The organism is Clostridium sp. OM05-6BH (assembly GCF_003481635.1).
GTDB lineage: Bacteria > Bacillota > Clostridia > Lachnospirales > Lachnospiraceae > Butyribacter.
Map to the genome: position 1 here is coordinate 26,743 of NZ_QULH01000008.1, position 15,441 is coordinate 42,183.

Below are 15,441 nucleotides of genomic sequence, written 5' to 3' on the forward strand. Positions count from 1 at the left end.
GATATTTGTTATCTTTACAGATGACAGATATCACTCTTTGCTTTGTAGGAGACAGATCACTGCTAATGCAGTCTATCTCCGGAAACTGCCGGCATTATTTGCCTGCCATTTCCTGCTCCTGACGCTTGATCATCTGGCGAACCATCTCGCCACCAACGGAACCGTTCTGCTTAGAAGTAAGGTCACCGTTGTAACCGTTCTTCAAAGGTACGCCTAATTCGTTAGCTACCTCCATTTTGAATTTGTCCATTGCTTCCTTAGCCTGTGGCACTTCCATTCTGGAACTGTTATTGTTTGTCATGGTTTTTAACCTCCTTTATATTTGTCCGACATCTTTGATTTCGAACAGATAAATCCTGCCCAAATTGATAGCTGCCGGGATTTGATAAGTGTTTTTTCACGCTTATCATGGTACTAGTATGCGATAATGCAAAAAAAATATGTTGGCAGATATAGGAAAAAGATTGTTTTTTTTGAGAATTATGGTACAATAAACTTATATGGGTTCATTTTGAGAGATGGACTTTAGAATATGTTAATGGAGGATACTTATTATGAAGCATATCAAGACATTGAATCGTGCAAATCTGAGTGCTACTGCGAAAAAGGGTGGATGCGGCAAATGTCAGGCATCTTGCCAGTCTGCATGCAAGACTTCTTGTACAGTAGGAAATCAGAAGTGTGCAAATGAGGAAAATAAATAATTTTCTTCAGATCAAGAATGATAAATGGCTGTTACAAATACTGTAACAGCCATTTTGTTGACACAAACGAAAAGAAGTATAGAAATGAGGATAAATATATGATACACAAATTTAAAGCGAAAGGCTTGAATATTTTGCTCGATGTCAACAGTGGTGGAGTACATTTGATCGATGATGTGACATATGATCTGTTAGACCATGCACAGCCGCCTTTTGAGGAAGAATGTCCGACAAAATATATTGATGCGTTGAAGACAGATTATTCCGAGGAAGAGATTAAAGAGTCTTATGCAGATATTGTTGCTCTGTATCACGACAAGCTGTTGTTTAGTGAGGATATTTACGGAGATTTTGCAAATACAGCAGTAGAGTCTCCGATCAAGGCAATGTGCCTGCATATTGCACACGACTGTAATCTGCGCTGTAAGTATTGCTTTGCTTCTACGGGAGATTTCGGTACAGGACGTAAGTTGATGCCGTTAGAAGTAGGCATTGCGGCAATTGACTTTTTGTTAGAGCACTCGATCGGACGTGAGAATTTGGAGGTTGATTTCTTTGGTGGAGAGCCTTTGATGAATTTTGAGGTAGTCAAAGAGATCGTGAAGTATGCTCGCAGCAAAGAAGAAGAATATCATAAAAATTTCCGTTTTACGATCACAACGAATGGCATGTTGTTGACCGATGACAAGATTGATTATATCAATGAAGAAATGTCTAATGTCGTATTGTCTATCGACGGCCGTAAAGAAGTCAATGACCGTATGCGTGTAAAAGTGGATGGCAGCGGGTGTTATGACCGCATTGTAGATAACTATAAGAAGTTAGTTGAGAAGCGCGGTGATAAGGAATATTATGTGCGTGGAACGTATACGAAATACAATTTGGACTTTTCAGAAGACGTAATGCATTTGTACAATGCAGGATTTGATCAGGTTTCTGTGGAACCGGTTATGGAAGATGAAAGTGTAGAATACGCAATCACAGAGAAAGATTTAGATCAGATCTATGCGGAGTATGACAAATTGGTGGATCAGATTGCGGAGATCAAGGATAACGGTGGAAGTATCAATTTCTTTCATTTCATGATCGATCTGGATCAGGGACCATGTGTGATCAAGAGACTGCGTGGCTGTGGTAGTGGCAACGAGTATGTTGCGATCACGCCGGATGGCGATATTTATCCATGTCATCAGTTTGTAGGTCATGAAGAGTATTGTATGGGTAATTTGGAGCAGGGAACGTTTAACACCGACATTAAAAAAGAATTTGCCGGTGCACATGTATATTCCAAACCGACTTGCCGAGACTGCTGGGCAAAATTCTATTGCAGCGGTGGATGCAATGCGAACAATTATATTTATAATGGGGATATTCATGATGCTTATGAATTATCCTGTAAGATCATGCGCAAGCGTTTAGAGTGTGCGATCCTAAGTCAGGTTCGCGATATGCTGAAATAGGTGAGAGCGCAGAATGTGGTCTGAACAATAACTTTTGATATGGAAAGTTATCATTATGTGGAAAAAATCCCGGTAACTGAATTGAAGTTTACCGGGATTTCTTTCTTTGTAAATAGTTAGGTAATAATACCTAATCTATCAGCATTTCTAATAAATTTACATTCGTTGGCATATAAAATGCAGGAATCGGATAATTCTCATCATTGTAATTTCCTTTGGCAAAAATAGAACAGATCTGCTCGTGTGTCTCTGTAGTATAAACCAGAGACAGTACTCTTGCTAAATGATTAAACATCAATGGAGAGATGCATACGCCCCATTCTTCCGAATCATTTTCGTCAAATAGCTTTGGTGTGATGGCTAATGTCTTGCCATTTTTAGTATTTGTGGCTGTCAATTTCAAAAATCCGGTCTGAGGATCCGTCGTGCAGCTTAAAGTACAGATTTCTTCGATATTCTCTCGGAAATGCACTGTCTCCAATAAAGAAGAATTCACATCATTTAGTGGATTGCATAAATCCTTAATGATCTGTTGCTTATCGCTTGTAATAAGATATATTAATTTGTCGATGCTCTTCTGGCTCATGACATCACTGTTAACAGAGCCTTTCTTAGCATTCAAAAAATCAACCAATACATCAATTTCCTCTTGACTGAGTAAGGAATAACTTTGGCTTTGTATGGTATTCATAATCAGTACCTCCCGTTAAATCTATCACACATTTTGCATAATCATAATTATATGCTCATTATACATGGTCTGAGCGTTTGTTTCAACTACGGATTAAAAAAAATAAAAGTGGGGATTCTGAATAAAAAGCAAAGCCAGTGCTTTGCATAACACCACATTGTGAGCAGTTTTCTATAAAGTGAAAAGAAGAGTTTGCACAGAGAAAGGAGCGTGGTCTGGGATGTTAGTAGGACCCAAAAAGAATCCGGTGGAAATTTTAACGCCGGAGGACATTGCTAAGCTGCCGCAGCAGGAACAGCATAAGTGGGAGATCGCTGCAGAACTTGGATTGTTTGATAAAATCATAGAACAGGGCTGGGAGGCTTTGACGGCACGGGAGAGTGGCAGGATCGGAGGAATGTTGGCTGCAGCTCAGAGAAAGAAAAAGTAGTTGACATTCCGACAGGAGTATACTATTTTCTACATGGACACAATTATTTTTGAGGTGACAGATAATGGGACATAAAAAGGAATATGAAGAGAAGCAGCGTCATGGTACGGTAGAACTGCCGCTGGGATTACACAAGATGGAATATCCGGAGGGAACAGACGCTATTTTTTATTTACATTGGCATCAGGAGTTTGAGTTTTTTGTCGTGACAAAGGGCAGTATGCTGTTTAGGGTCGATGAGAGAGAATATATGCTCCGCAAGGGAGATGGTATCTTTATCAATTCGAATCAGCTGCATTCTGCCAAAACAATAGATGGTCATGCATGTGCTTTTTTTGCGGTGGATTTTTCCTATCAGATATTAGCAGAGGATATTCATAGTCGTTTTGCTCAAAAATATATCCGACCGGTACTGAATGGTGAGACGGAGTTTGCAGTTTATCTGGCAGGAGATGGAGAACAGTGGCAGCAGGAAGTGATCAGCTTGCTGCAGGATATCGGAGTGTGTCCGGAGCATGATCTAACCGATTATGAACTCTTGGTTCGCAGTCGGATCTATGCAGTATGGGATCAGATGACACATCATGCAGCATATACAATGCGGGAAAAATCCGGGAAACACTCTTCGGAGCGTCTTGCACCGGTCGTAGAGTATATGCATCAGAATTACGCTTATGAGATCACGTTAGCAGAGCTGGCGGCACTTTTGCCTATGAGCGAAGGTCAATTCTGTCGTGTTTTTAAGCAGGTGATGAAGCTTTCGCCAATGCAGTATTTAATGCGATATCGTATTTTACAAAGCTGCAGGATGCTGCAAGACACGGATAAAAAAGTTGGGGAGATTGCCAATTTGTCAGGTTTTAATAATATCAGTTATTTTAACAAAGTATTTTTGAATACGATCGGGTGTACTCCAAAAGAGTATCGTGCGAATAGTATGTATTGATGGAGGAATGAGGATGGTTTATTATAAAACGATTTTAGAGGCAGCAAAGCATTTTGAAGAGAAGAAAGCGTTCTTGTTCGACATGGATGGACTGATATTTGACACAGAACAATTATTCATGGAGCAGCTTGCAATCGTCATGAAAGAACATGGATATACTTTGACAAAAGAGTTTTATATACAAAGTCTTGGGTTGACGGGAGAAACCCTGAAAAGCCTGATGTGTGGTGCGTATGGGGAAGAGTATCCTTTTGCAGAACTTAGCACAGAGAGCCGCAGAAGGGTCAGTATCGTTGCTGAGACAGTGGGACTGAGGGTAAAGCCTGGAATCCGGCAATTGCTCGGGTGGCTGTGTGAGCATCATAAGAACTGTGCGGTCGTTTCTTCCACGCACGCAAAATATGTACGAAAATACTTAGAATATGCGGGGATAGATTCTTATTTTAAGGAAGTGATCGGTGGAGATATGGTGGAAAGATCCAAGCCGGAGCCGGATATTTTTCTTTTGGGCTGTGAAAAGACCGGGGTAACGCCAGAGGAGGCGGTGGTTCTGGAAGATTCTGAAAATGGTATTCGCAGTGCGTCAAGAGCCGGGATCGCGACGATCTGTGTGCCGGATCTAAAATATCCGGGAGAACAGGTGCTGCCGCTGATCGATGTTATTGTCACAGCCGGAGAAATAACGGAATGACCGGATCATTTTTTGGAACAGTGTCGAAATAATACTATGCAGCTTATCAGAGAGATCACACCGATCAAAGTGCACAATGTCGAAACCGTGCCGAGCGTGAGAACTGCATAGTCAAAATGCATCAGACATTGTCGGATGCACAGAAAATCCAAAATACATATAATAAACATTGCGATCAGCAGATAAATGCGGATCGTTACTAAATGGGGGCGAAGCGGTGTATTGCCCCTGCTTTCCGTATAATGTCGAATTGCAGATGCAGTTCGGCTTTTTTGATGGGCAACGGTATACCAGCCGACCGCAAAAAATGAGATGCAGTGGCTTTCGTACAATACATTGTGTACACCGGATAAAAACATCATACTGACAAACCACAGAAAGATATTTTGTAATGATGCAAATTTTGTGATCTGTTGGAAATACGATTGATATACAAAGAACAGGAGGAAGGAGAGTATTGCAGCGGTTACGGTGGAGATGAGCTGCAGACGTCCTGCTTTTTGACGCAGTGTGGTCGTATCTGAAACGGAACCGCTAAGCAATGTGCGAAGTCTGCGGCGGCAAATAGACGGAATGCCGTAAAAACAGACACAGACAATAGCGCAGACACAGTAAGCCACTGCCAGAGGAAAGGCGATCAGTCTGCGTACCACCCACAAAAGACAACAGATAGGAAGCAGTACACTGACAGCTCCTGTCAGATCGCTTAAAAGGAGATACAGACAGGAGAGCGGCTGGTGGCTGCGTACGATGTCTTTGCAGTAACGCTGCAGATTGAACCCTCGGAATCGGTTTGGCGCAATCCCTGCTCTTGCTGCCTGTGCACTGCGCGTTTGTTCGCGTTCTATTTCGTCGTTTATTTGCTGCTCCGTCAAAATAGAACCTGCTTCTTTGCGAAACAGCGCAGCAAAATCACGATCTGTGACGGGTGTATCTTGTACCATAGATTATCCTCATTTCCAGTAGGAATGCGTTTGCATTGTACTATATTTGTGATTCGTAAACGGGGACATTAACGGCTCAGACCGGATTGGAGAAAGGGTTTGATAAATTCATATTGCTTTTGACCGGAAGCAGATAAATTCTCTGTGAACAGCTCCGTAAGTAACTCATTCTCCTCTGCGGTGAAACGGATGTTTTCACGATCTATCTGCGTTTTCCATTCCATCAGTGCCGGAAGTGCTTCTGTGATCGTGTGTCCCTGCAGATGACCAGTCAACTGTAAGATCATTTCCTGCTTTTTAGGATCCAGAGAACGGAATTTTTCATTGTTCTGCCATGGGTGAAGTTGTTGTGTCATAGGCGTTCCTTTCTGGTGACTGGCACCGTCCATTATACATGATTTGTTGAAATTGTTCAAAGGTGGATTTTTGCTCCGGCGCAAGCTGAGATAACAAAAATTCCATCAATTGACTGTTGGGTGAATTGCTGCCGGTGGCTGTAAGATCAGCTGCGGGATGTGATTTTTGAAATTCCCGATAGCTTCGAAACAGGCGGTTAGCTTGTAAAACATTTAAGACAGTCTGGACAAAATCAGCTTCTTTTGGAGTACAGTACTCACGAATACATTGCAGCATTGTCTCAGGATTTGGTGTGAAATCCGGTGCAGACGGCTGGTCCTCTAATGAGAGTCCGGCAGCCTCCAGACTATACCGTTCATCGCTTTGCCCTCTGGCGGTATGGATCAGTGCATCTGCCTGCAGCATGATCTCAATAGCACGCCTGCTTTCCGGCATTGCATAAGGAAGTGCTGCTTTAAGCATTGCCATGTGTCGGTTGTGATCGGGTGGTACTTGCATAGTATTTCCTCCTTTTTTAGGCGATAACTGCAGTATGGATGTTTTGTGTATTTTGCATAGAAATCCGGTGCAGTGTTCTATATACGATATGCATCCGGGTGACAAGTCAGAACAAATTATAGTTGAGATTTTTGAGAATATCGTGTATTCTAATACCGTCTCCTGATGCAGGCATACCCGCAGGAGACGCAGAGGCTGGTGTATGCAGAAAAGAGGAGAAGCAATGCAAATGATATCATTGGAGCAGGAGTTAAAGCAGAATGCGTATCCGGGACGAGGCATCGTCATTGGGCAGTCTGCAAATGGAAAGTATGCGGTGACCGCTTATTTTATTATGGGAAGAAGCGAAAACAGCCGTAATCGCGTTTTTGTTGAAGATGGTGATGGGATCCGTACTCAGGCATTTGATCCATCGAAATTAAGCGATCCGAGCCTGATCATATATGCACCGGTACGTGTACTCGGTAATAAAACTATCGTAACAAATGGTGATCAGACAGATACCATTTATGAGTTGATGGATAAACAGATGACATTCGAACAGGCATTGCGCACAAGAGAATTTGAGCCGGATGCACCAAATTATACGCCGCGTATTTCCGGCATTATGCATGTGGATCAGGGAAATTACAGTTACGCTATGTCTATCTTGAAAAGCAACAATGGCAATGGTGCTTCCTGCAATCGTTATACGTTTGCTTATCAGCAGCCGGTAGCAGGGGAAGGCCATTTTATACATACGTATCAGTGCGATGGCGATCCGCTTCCAAGCTTTGAGGGAGAGCCAAAGTTAGTAGCGATTCCGGACGATATGAAAGCATTTACGGATATGCTTTGGAACAGCTTAAATGAGGATAACAAAGTATCGTTGTTTGTTCGTTATATCGACATTGCTACAGGCGAGGCAGAGTCTGTGATCGTTAATAAAAATAAATAAAACTATAATCTTATATTGAAAATGGAGGAATTAGTTCATGAAAGAATTAGAATTAAAATATGGATGTAATCCAAATCAGAAACCATCTAAGATTTATATGCAGGAAGGCGAGTTGCCGATCACGGTATTAAACGGTAAGCCGGGGTATATTAATTTTTTGGATGCGTTCAACGGCTGGCAGCTTGTGCGCGAATTAAAGAAAGCCACGGGACTTCCGGCAGCCACCTCGTTTAAGCATGTTTCACCTGCAGGTGCGGCTGTTGGTCTTCCGCTTAGTGAAGTGGAAGCAAAGATTTACTGGGTGGACGATCTTGGCGAATTGACACCATTAGCGGCAGCTTATGCAAGAGCGCGTGGCGCAGACAGAATGTCTTCTTACGGCGATTTTATTGCGTTATCTGATGTGTGTGATGTGTGTACCGCTAAAATGATAAAGAGAGAGTTCTCAGATGGTATTATTGCACCGGGTTACGAGCCGGAAGCATTGGAATATCTTAAGGGGAAGAAAAAAGGAAATTATGCGATCATTCAGATCGATCCGGAATATGAGCCGGCACCGATCGAGCATAAAGAAGTGTTTGGTGTGACTTTCGAGCAGGGAAGAAATGAGTTGAATATTGATGAGCATTTCTTTGATGATGTTGTAACAGAGAATAAAGACATTCCACAGCAGGCCAAGATCGATATGGCGATCGCAATGATCACGTTGAAATACACACAGTCTAACTCCGTATGTTTTGTGAAGAATGGACAGGCGATCGGTATTGGTGCCGGACAGCAGTCACGTATTCATTGTACCCGTTTGGCAGGCAACAAGGCAGATAACTGGCTTTTGCGTCAGTCTCCACAGGTGCTTTCGCTTCCGTTCAAAGAGGGAATGAAACGTGCGGACCGCGACAATGCGATCGATCTTTACATCGGTGAGGATTATATGGATGTATTGGCAGATGGCGAGTGGGAACGTGTATTTACGGAGAAACCGCCGGTATTTACCAAAGAGGAAAAACAGGCATGGATCTCTCAGGCAACAGATGTTGTTTGTGGTTCAGATGCGTTTTTCCCATTTAGTGACAATGTAGAGAGAGCATTCCGCAGTGGTGTAAAATATATTGCACAGCCGGGTGGATCCATTCGTGACAATGATGTGATCGAAGCATGTAATAAGCATGGCATCGCAATGAGCTTTACAGGTATCCGTCTGTTCCATCATTAATGCGAGTTCGTAAGAAAGGTCGAATGCGGTTGTACGCATCGAAATGGAAAGAAATATGGCAGGATCAACATTTGGAAATTTATTTCGCGTGACGACTTGGGGAGAATCACATGGACGCGGTATTGGTGTGGTTGTAGATGGCTGCCCTGCAGGGCTTCCATTGGATGAGCAGACAGTGCAGCAGTACCTGAACCGACGCAAGCCGGGACAGACAAAGTATTCTACACCTCGTAAAGAAGATGATCTGGTAGAGATTCAGTCAGGTGTCTTTGAGGGGAAAACAACGGGAACGCCGATATCCATGGTGGTATACAATAAAACACAGCGGTCTTCTGATTATTCGGAGATTGCATCCTACTATCGCCCTGGGCACGCAGACTATACGTTTGATCAAAAATATGGATTTCGAGATTATCGCGGTGGTGGCCGTTCCTCCGGTCGGGAGACGATCGGACGTGTTGCCGGAGGTGCTGTGGCATTGGAAGTGCTTCGGGCACTGGGAGTTGAGGTTTATGCGTACAGTAAGGAGATTGCCGGTATTGTGATCGATCCAAAGCGTGCAGACCGCAGCAATATCAGCAAGAGTCCATTGTATATGCCGGATCTGGAAGCGTCTGCACAGGCAGAAGATGCTCTTATGGCATGTATGCATGAGCAGGATTCTGCAGGTGGTGTGATCGAGTGTGTGGTTCATGGAATGCCGGTTGGCGTTGGTGAACCGGTATTTGACAAGCTGGATGCAAAACTTGCGCAGGCAGTTATGTCGATCGGGGCTGTCAAAGGAGTAGAGATCGGTGATGGATTTTTGGCAGCACAAAGCCGCGGCTCACAGTTTAACGACAGTTTTGTTGTGCACAACGGCGCTGTTTGTACTAAGACAAATCATGCCGGCGGAATTTTAGGTGGTATTAGTGATGGCTGTGACATTATTCTCCGTGCGGCAGTAAAGCCGACACCATCCATTGCGTCTGCGCAGGAGACGATCGGTCGTGACGGCGCAGAGAGGGAGATTCATATCAAAGGCCGGCATGATCCGATCATTGTACCTCGTGCCGTAGTAGTGGTAGAATCTATGACGGCGATCACCTTGTTAGACTTGCTGATGATGTCGCTGACTTCTCGTCTTGACCGGATGCAGCATTATTTTGGGATTGACCCGGAATAGGATACGACAAGATCGTGGCAGATTGTGTCTTTGTTCCGTAATTTGCATAGAATATGTTAGGGATACCTTAACAATCCTAAAAATACGATATTTTGTATGTTTGTATGTGCGATGAAGCTGCAGACGTACTTTGGAGGATATTTATGCGATACTATCATTACGGAACTAAGCGGCATGAGAACCTACTGAAAGGAAGCGGAATGCCGCTGTCGGAACAGACAGATGCTTTTTGCAGAGGCGACCGGGATCTGATCATTGAAGACGATACAATTTATGAGATTGACAGAGAATGTCTTGGTTGTCGTCAGGAAAGGGTCAGAGCAGGTAAACGGGTCTGAGTTATATAATGAAACAGGACAGTTTTCTATAATGGGAACAGAGTGTGCTTTGCGCACTTTGTACGTCACCGCAAAAAAGGCTGACATTGGATGAATGTCAGCCTTCTTTCAAGCTGGTTGGTAAAGTCTGAGAGACAGCCCTAAGCTGCAATTGTCAGACTTAAATGTTCAGCCCTCACCTGCATTACAAAGCATAGACTTTGTAATGGTTATCGGAGAGTGGAAGGGTTTTGTGATGCAGTGCTTTAGAAACCGCATCCGCAGCAGCAAAGAATAAGTATGATCCAGATGATGGAGCTGCAGCCGCTGTCTCCACAACCGCCGCCGAAACCACCAAATCCGTTGCCGTTACCACAGCAGCAGCACAGGAGCAAAAGGATAATGATCCAACTGCATCCGTTGTCATTTGAAGCGCATCCACAGTTTGTAGCTGCTAAATCACTCATAAGTCCTCCAATCTGTCGGAAGTGTTCCGACAGTAAAATATATTTACAGTGTTATCCTATGCGGAGGTGCTTGGACAGTTTCCAAAAATATAAAAAAGATTTTGTAGCTGTGCGTGAGACGTGCAGATACATAGAAAGGCATGGGTGTTTATGATGTCAGATCGAAACGTAACAAAATATTGCAAGCGGTTTCTTGCACTGTGTATTGTGACAGGATTATTGTTCACAACGACAGGATGTAGTGTGTTTGGACCAAAGCAAAAGCCGTACAAAACCTATAAGCCGTCGGTGTCAGAAACGCCGGTGGCATCCGAACAGCCCGTTGTTAATTTATCGGAAGAACAAGCAGGAGAGTTTGCCAGACGTTATCTTGCGAAGATGACGACCGAACAAAAGGTGGCACAGCTTTTCGTAGTTAAGTTAGAGGAACTGGATGGCTCACAGGGAGGATACTATGAATTTCGTAAATGCACAAAAGGGATGAAGACAACTTTAAGTCAGATCCCGGTAGGTGGTGTTGTGTTATTTTCGAGAAATATTTCTACTCGGAAGAAGACATCAAAACTCATCCAGAGATTACAAGTCAACAGCCAGACACCGTTGTTTGTCACTGTAGATGAGGAAGGAGGCAGTGTTGCGCGTATTGCTTCTAACAAGAAAATGAAAACGACAAAATTCCCGACGGCAGAAAGCATTGGCAAGACGAAAGACGGGGAATACGTTTATAATATGGGAAGGACGATTGCCAGAGAGATACGGGCACTTGGATTCAATGTGAATTTTGCGCCGGTTGCAGATGTTAAAACGAGTGATCTAAATACGGAAATCGGAGAACGTTCCTTTGGATCTGATCCCGGTAAAGTATCTGATATGGTAGCCGCTTTCGTACAAGGCAGTCAGGAGCGCGGGGTATGTGCAACGTTAAAACATTTTCCGGGACAGGGATCTTCCGATGGAGATACGCATCAGGGAAGTGTTGACATAGACAGCAGCATTTCCAAACTGCGTGATCTGGACTTCGTGCCGTTTAAGGCAGGAATTGATGCGGGGGCAGAGTTTGTTATGGTGTCCCATATATCGGTCAGTCGTGTTACGGAGACGAAAGAGCCGGCTAGTATGTCGGAATTGATCATGAAGACGATCTTACGTGAAGAGCTTGGCTTTTCGGGGATCGTGATCACAGATGCTTTTGATATGGCTTCGATCACGGATAATTATACACCGGGTGAAGCTGCACTCCAATCTTTTATGGCTGGAGCAGATATTATTTTGATGCCGAGCGATCTGACACAGGCCTATCAGGCAATATTGAATGCGGTAAACAGCAAAAAAATTACGCAGAGCCGCTTAGATGAGTCGGTGATCCGTATTTTGACAACAAAATTTAAGCACGGTATTTTGACGCAAGAGGATCTGACGGTCTGGGAACAGCCGACCGCAACACCGAGTGTTACACCGGCAGTTACTGTATCGCCAAAGGCAAAAAAAGGAAAAAAGAATAGGGAATCCGCAAAAACAATAAAAAAATCGACAAAAAATAAGTCGAAAAAGTAGTTGTCCCCTTGCTAGATTTTCAGAAACAGTTATAATGTTATTGGTGAAAGTATTCCATCCAAAAGAGGATAGACAGCATGAAGGAGAACAAAATGATGTGTGACAGACAGAAAGAATGCCTCGCATGCACCAACAGATCGTGTATGATGGCTGGCATTGAAGATCCGAAATTAGGAGAAGAATGTGGCGTATTTGGAATGTATGACATGGATGGCGGCGATGTTGCTTCGTCCATTTATTATGGTCTGTTTTCGCTGCAGCACCGAGGACAGGAAAGCTGTGGTATCGCAGTGAGCCGTACAGACGGTGAGAAACGAAATTCCCAGATGATCAAGGGAATGGGACTTGTCAACGAAGTATTTGATGCAGAGAAGTTAGAACAGCTTCATGGTGATATTGGCGTAGGGCATGTGCGTTATTCAACGGCTGGAGCCAGTATCCCGGAGAATACGCAGCCGTTGGTATTGAATTATATCAAAGGCACTCTGATGGTTGCACACAATGGTAATCTCGTTAATGCAGTTGATCTGCGCAGAGAGTTGGAATTGATGGGAGCGATTTTTCATACCAGCATTGATTCTGAGGTGATCGCCTATTTGATCGCCCGTGAGAGATTACATGTTGGAACTGTGGAAGATGCGGTGAAGTTAGCGATGCAGAAGATCCGGGGTGCGTACTCGCTGGTGGTTGCCAGTCCGCGCAAAATGATCGGTGCGAGAGATCCGTTTGGATTCCACCCACTTTGCATTGGTAAGCGGGATAATGCATACTTTTTCTCATCTGAAAGCTGTGCTTTGGACACAGTTGGTGCAGAATTTGTACGAGATGTTGCACCGGGAGAGATCGTTACGATCACGCCGCAGGGAATACAGTCAGATCGCAGTATGGCTTCTGACAAATGCGCAAGATGTATTTTTGAATATATTTACTTTGCCAGACCGGATAGTTATATCGATGGGATATGTGTGCATTCCTCTCGATTGACAGCAGGAAAGATCCTGGCGCAGGAGCATCCGGTGGATGCGGATATTGTCGTAGGCGTTCCGGAGTCCGGTAATGCAGCAGCGATGGGATATTCCATGGAGTCGGGGATCCCATATGGAACCGCATTTGTTAAGAACAGTTATGTGGGACGAACCTTTATTAAGCCGAAACAGTCAGCCAGAGAGAGCAGTGTTATGGTGAAGCTAAATGCACTGCGCGAGGTAGTAAATGGCAAACGCGTAATTATGATCGATGATTCGATCGTGCGAGGTACAACGAGTGCACGTATTGTAAAGATGATCCGCGATGCAGGTGCGAAAGAAGTGCATGTCCGCATCAGTTCACCGCCATTTATGTATCCATGCTATTTTGGCACGGATGTTCCATCCAGTGACCAGCTGATCGCATATAATCATTCTGTAGAGGAAATCTGCGAGATGATCGGTGCAGATTCTTTGGGGTATTTGGATAAAGAACGTTTGGCAGAATTGATCGACGGCGATGAGGGATACTGCCATGCATGTTTTACCGGTCAGTATCCAATGGAACCACCAAAAGAGGATATTCGTGGTGAATATGACCACTAAAATAAATTATCAACGAAAAGAGGAGAATTATGAGCACAGATAAGTACACAAGCCCATTGTCAGAGCGTTATGCAAGTAAGGAGATGCAGTATATCTTTTCTCCGGACAAAAAGTTTAAAACTTGGAGAAAATTATGGATTGCATTAGCAGAAGCAGAAAACGAGCTTGGACTCAAAAACGAGCAGGGCGGTCCGGCGGTGACGACGGAACAGATCGAGGAATTAAAGGCACATGCAGAGGATATTAACTATGATGTTGCCAAAGAAAGAGAAAAGCTGGTTCGTCATGATGTTATGAGTCATGTCTATGCCTATGGACAGCAGTGTCCGAAAGCAGCAGGAATTATTCATTTGGGAGCAACTTCCTGCTATGTAGGAGACAATACGGACGTTATTATTATGACAGAGGCGTTACAGCTTGTGAAAAATAAATTAGTCAATGTTATTGATGAGCTGGCAAAGTTCGCTATGAAGTATAAAGATCTTCCGACGCTTGCTTTTACCCATTTTCAGCCGGCACAGCCGACAACAGTTGGTAAACGTGCAACCTTGTGGCTTCAGGAATTTATGATGGATCTGGAAGATGTGGATTATGTACTGTCTACGATGAAATTGCTTGGTTCCAAGGGAACGACAGGTACACAGGCAAGTTTTATGGAGTTGTTTGACGGCGATGAGGAGAAAGTAAAGAAATTGGATCATTTGATCGCAGAGAAGATGGGATTTAAGTCCTGCTTCCCGGTATCCGGCCAAACATATTCCCGTAAGTTAGATACACGTGTGGCAAATGTTTTGGCAGGAATCGCTGCAAGTGCACACAAGTTCTCCAATGACATTCGTTTGTTACAGCATTTAAAGGAGATTGAGGAGCCGTTTGAGAAGAATCAGATCGGATCTTCTGCTATGGCCTACAAGAGAAATCCAATGAGAAGTGAGCGCATTGCTTCTTTGTCACGTTATGTGATGGCAGATGTTACGAATACCATGTTTACATCAGCCTGCCAGTGGTTTGAGCGTACTTTGGATGATTCTGCAAATAAGAGAATTAGTATTCCGGAGGGATTTTTGGCAACAGATGGTATTTTGGATCTGCTTTTGAATGTCGTAGATGGATTGGTCGTATACGATAAGGTTATTGAGAGAAGACTGATGTCAGAACTTCCATTTATGGCTACTGAGAATATTATGATGGATGCAGTGAAGGCGGGTGGCAATCGCCAGGAGCTTCATGAGAAGATCCGTACGCTTTCCATGGAAGCAGGGCGTAATGTGAAGGAACTTGGTAAGGAGAATAATCTGTTAGAGCTGATCGCAGCAGATGAAGAGTTCCCAATGGGTATCGATGAGCTCAAAGAGGCTATGAAACCGGAGAAATATGTAGGTCGTTCGGTTTCCCAGGTGAAGGAGTTTATCGAAGAGGTTGTACAGCCTGTTCTTGATGCCAATAAGGACATTCTTGGCATGAAGGCAGAAATTAATGTATAAAGCAGCAAAGGC

The 15,441-nt window shown here is 43.8% G+C and carries 18 protein-coding genes; 12 read left to right on the plus strand and 6 right to left on the minus strand.

Features of this window, described 5'->3' with window-relative positions; translation table 11 throughout:
• Window positions 1-94: 94 nt before the first annotated feature.
• Entirely contained in the window at window positions 95-301 is a 207-nt protein-coding gene (locus DXB73_RS08430; protein ID WP_022025398.1) for an alpha/beta-type small acid-soluble spore protein, read from the minus strand.
• A 253-nt stretch (window positions 302-554) separates the two neighbouring features.
• Here DXB73_RS08430 and scfA point away from each other — a divergent pair, with 253 nt between their 5' ends.
• Window positions 555-704: a six-cysteine ranthipeptide SCIFF gene (gene scfA / locus DXB73_RS08435; protein WP_022025397.1), complete on the plus strand. Its 150-nt coding sequence runs from the start codon at window positions 555-557 to the stop codon at window positions 702-704.
• 98 nt (window positions 705-802) lie between these two features.
• Entirely contained in the window at window positions 803-2,164 is a 1,362-nt protein-coding gene (gene scfB / locus DXB73_RS08440) for a thioether cross-link-forming SCIFF peptide maturase (RefSeq protein ID WP_022025396.1), read from the plus strand.
• A 130-nt stretch (window positions 2,165-2,294) separates the two neighbouring features.
• On the opposite strand, the gene DXB73_RS08445 is transcribed toward scfB, so the two are convergent.
• A complete protein-coding gene (locus DXB73_RS08445; protein ID WP_118690803.1) occupies window positions 2,295-2,855 on the minus strand; it encodes a hypothetical protein in 561 nt (186 codons plus the stop codon).
• A gap of 220 nt (window positions 2,856-3,075) precedes the next feature.
• Here DXB73_RS08445 and DXB73_RS08450 point away from each other — a divergent pair, with 220 nt between their 5' ends.
• From DXB73_RS08450 to DXB73_RS08460, 3 genes are all read left to right on the plus strand, one after another.
• Window positions 3,076-3,285, plus strand: a complete 210-nt coding sequence (locus DXB73_RS08450; RefSeq protein WP_022025394.1) for a small, acid-soluble spore protein, alpha/beta type — start codon at window positions 3,076-3,078, stop codon at window positions 3,283-3,285.
• Window positions 3,286-3,349: 64 nt separating this feature from the next.
• Complete coding sequence (locus DXB73_RS08455) at window positions 3,350-4,231, plus strand: AraC family transcriptional regulator (protein WP_118690804.1); 882 nt, start codon at window positions 3,350-3,352, stop codon at window positions 4,229-4,231.
• A 13-nt stretch (window positions 4,232-4,244) separates the two neighbouring features.
• A complete protein-coding gene (locus tag DXB73_RS08460) occupies window positions 4,245-4,922 on the plus strand; it encodes an HAD family phosphatase (RefSeq protein ID WP_182448274.1) in 678 nt (225 codons plus the stop codon).
• Between the two features lie 5 nt (window positions 4,923-4,927).
• Here DXB73_RS08460 and DXB73_RS08465 read toward each other — a convergent pair whose 3' ends face one another.
• From DXB73_RS08465 to DXB73_RS08475, 3 genes are all read right to left on the minus strand, one after another.
• The gene (locus DXB73_RS08465; RefSeq protein WP_118690806.1) at window positions 4,928-5,866 is read right to left on the minus strand and encodes a hypothetical protein; all 939 of its coding nucleotides are present in this window, start codon (window positions 5,864-5,866) and stop codon (window positions 4,928-4,930) included.
• 68 nt (window positions 5,867-5,934) lie between these two features.
• The gene (locus DXB73_RS08470; protein WP_022025389.1) at window positions 5,935-6,222 is read right to left on the minus strand and encodes a hypothetical protein; all 288 of its coding nucleotides are present in this window, start codon (window positions 6,220-6,222) and stop codon (window positions 5,935-5,937) included.
• Window positions 6,188-6,721, minus strand: a complete 534-nt coding sequence (locus DXB73_RS08475) for a hypothetical protein (protein WP_118690807.1) — start codon at window positions 6,719-6,721, stop codon at window positions 6,188-6,190. Before DXB73_RS08475 ends, DXB73_RS08470 begins: the two co-directional genes overlap by 35 nt.
• Before the next feature lie 223 nt (window positions 6,722-6,944).
• Between DXB73_RS08475 and DXB73_RS08480 the strand changes: the two genes are divergently transcribed.
• From DXB73_RS08480 to DXB73_RS08495, 4 genes are all read left to right on the plus strand, one after another.
• Window positions 6,945-7,658 (plus strand): IMP cyclohydrolase, encoded by a 714-nt coding sequence (locus DXB73_RS08480; protein ID WP_118690854.1) that lies wholly within the window; start codon window positions 6,945-6,947, stop codon window positions 7,656-7,658.
• Between the two features lie 37 nt (window positions 7,659-7,695).
• Window positions 7,696-8,871: a phosphoribosylaminoimidazolecarboxamide formyltransferase gene (locus DXB73_RS08485; RefSeq protein ID WP_118690808.1), complete on the plus strand. Its 1,176-nt coding sequence runs from the start codon at window positions 7,696-7,698 to the stop codon at window positions 8,869-8,871.
• Between the two features lie 55 nt (window positions 8,872-8,926).
• Complete coding sequence (aroC, locus tag DXB73_RS08490) at window positions 8,927-10,036, plus strand: chorismate synthase (protein ID WP_118690855.1); 1,110 nt, start codon at window positions 8,927-8,929, stop codon at window positions 10,034-10,036.
• 143 nt (window positions 10,037-10,179) lie between these two features.
• Window positions 10,180-10,374 carry a hypothetical protein gene (locus DXB73_RS08495; protein ID WP_118690809.1) on the plus strand — a complete coding sequence of 65 codons (195 nt, stop codon included), beginning with the start codon at window positions 10,180-10,182 and terminating at the stop codon, window positions 10,372-10,374.
• Window positions 10,375-10,558: 184 nt separating this feature from the next.
• Here the strand turns inward: DXB73_RS08495 and DXB73_RS08500 are convergent, their stop codons facing one another.
• Window positions 10,559-10,780: a hypothetical protein gene (locus DXB73_RS08500; RefSeq protein ID WP_182448275.1), complete on the minus strand. Its 222-nt coding sequence runs from the start codon at window positions 10,778-10,780 to the stop codon at window positions 10,559-10,561.
• Window positions 10,781-10,973: 193 nt separating this feature from the next.
• Here DXB73_RS08500 and DXB73_RS08505 point away from each other — a divergent pair, with 193 nt between their 5' ends.
• From DXB73_RS08505 to purB, 3 genes are all read left to right on the plus strand, one after another.
• Window positions 10,974-12,374 (plus strand): glycoside hydrolase family 3 protein, encoded by a 1,401-nt coding sequence (locus tag DXB73_RS08505; protein ID WP_182448276.1) that lies wholly within the window; start codon window positions 10,974-10,976, stop codon window positions 12,372-12,374.
• Window positions 12,375-12,517: 143 nt separating this feature from the next.
• Window positions 12,518-13,945 (plus strand): amidophosphoribosyltransferase, encoded by a 1,428-nt coding sequence (purF, locus tag DXB73_RS08510; RefSeq protein ID WP_347474519.1) that lies wholly within the window; start codon window positions 12,518-12,520, stop codon window positions 13,943-13,945.
• Between the two features lie 29 nt (window positions 13,946-13,974).
• Window positions 13,975-15,429 (plus strand): adenylosuccinate lyase, encoded by a 1,455-nt coding sequence (purB, locus tag DXB73_RS08515; protein ID WP_022024304.1) that lies wholly within the window; start codon window positions 13,975-13,977, stop codon window positions 15,427-15,429.
• The last annotated feature ends 12 nt before the right edge of the window (window positions 15,430-15,441 follow it).

Bases quoted from the DNA above. Each gene is read 5' to 3' on its own strand.
- purB (WP_022024304.1), top strand. From the start codon at position 13,975: ATGAGCACAGATAAGTACACAAGCCCATTGTCAGAGCGTTATGCAAGT.
- purF (WP_347474519.1), top strand. From the start codon at position 12,518: ATGATGGCTGGCATTGAAGATCCGAAATTAGGAGAAGAATGTGGCGTA.
- scfB (WP_022025396.1), top strand. From the start codon at position 803: ATGATACACAAATTTAAAGCGAAAGGCTTGAATATTTTGCTCGATGTC.
- DXB73_RS08505 (WP_182448276.1), top strand. From the start codon at position 10,974: ATGTCAGATCGAAACGTAACAAAATATTGCAAGCGGTTTCTTGCACTG.
- scfA (WP_022025397.1), top strand. From the start codon at position 555: ATGAAGCATATCAAGACATTGAATCGTGCAAATCTGAGTGCTACTGCG.
- DXB73_RS08460 (WP_182448274.1), top strand. From the start codon at position 4,245: ATGGTTTATTATAAAACGATTTTAGAGGCAGCAAAGCATTTTGAAGAG.
- aroC (WP_118690855.1), top strand. From the start codon at position 8,927: ATGGCAGGATCAACATTTGGAAATTTATTTCGCGTGACGACTTGGGGA.
- DXB73_RS08500 (WP_182448275.1), bottom strand. From the start codon at position 10,780: ATGACAACGGATGCAGTTGGATCATTATCCTTTTGCTCCTGTGCTGCT.
- DXB73_RS08480 (WP_118690854.1), top strand. From the start codon at position 6,945: ATGCAAATGATATCATTGGAGCAGGAGTTAAAGCAGAATGCGTATCCG.
- DXB73_RS08495 (WP_118690809.1), top strand. From the start codon at position 10,180: ATGCGATACTATCATTACGGAACTAAGCGGCATGAGAACCTACTGAAA.
- DXB73_RS08465 (WP_118690806.1), bottom strand. From the start codon at position 5,866: ATGGTACAAGATACACCCGTCACAGATCGTGATTTTGCTGCGCTGTTT.
- DXB73_RS08450 (WP_022025394.1), top strand. From the start codon at position 3,076: ATGTTAGTAGGACCCAAAAAGAATCCGGTGGAAATTTTAACGCCGGAG.
- DXB73_RS08445 (WP_118690803.1), bottom strand. From the start codon at position 2,855: ATGAATACCATACAAAGCCAAAGTTATTCCTTACTCAGTCAAGAGGAA.
- DXB73_RS08470 (WP_022025389.1), bottom strand. From the start codon at position 6,222: ATGACACAACAACTTCACCCATGGCAGAACAATGAAAAATTCCGTTCT.
- DXB73_RS08475 (WP_118690807.1), bottom strand. From the start codon at position 6,721: ATGCAAGTACCACCCGATCACAACCGACACATGGCAATGCTTAAAGCA.
- DXB73_RS08455 (WP_118690804.1), top strand. From the start codon at position 3,350: ATGGGACATAAAAAGGAATATGAAGAGAAGCAGCGTCATGGTACGGTA.
- DXB73_RS08430 (WP_022025398.1), bottom strand. From the start codon at position 301: ATGACAAACAATAACAGTTCCAGAATGGAAGTGCCACAGGCTAAGGAA.
- DXB73_RS08485 (WP_118690808.1), top strand. From the start codon at position 7,696: ATGAAAGAATTAGAATTAAAATATGGATGTAATCCAAATCAGAAACCA.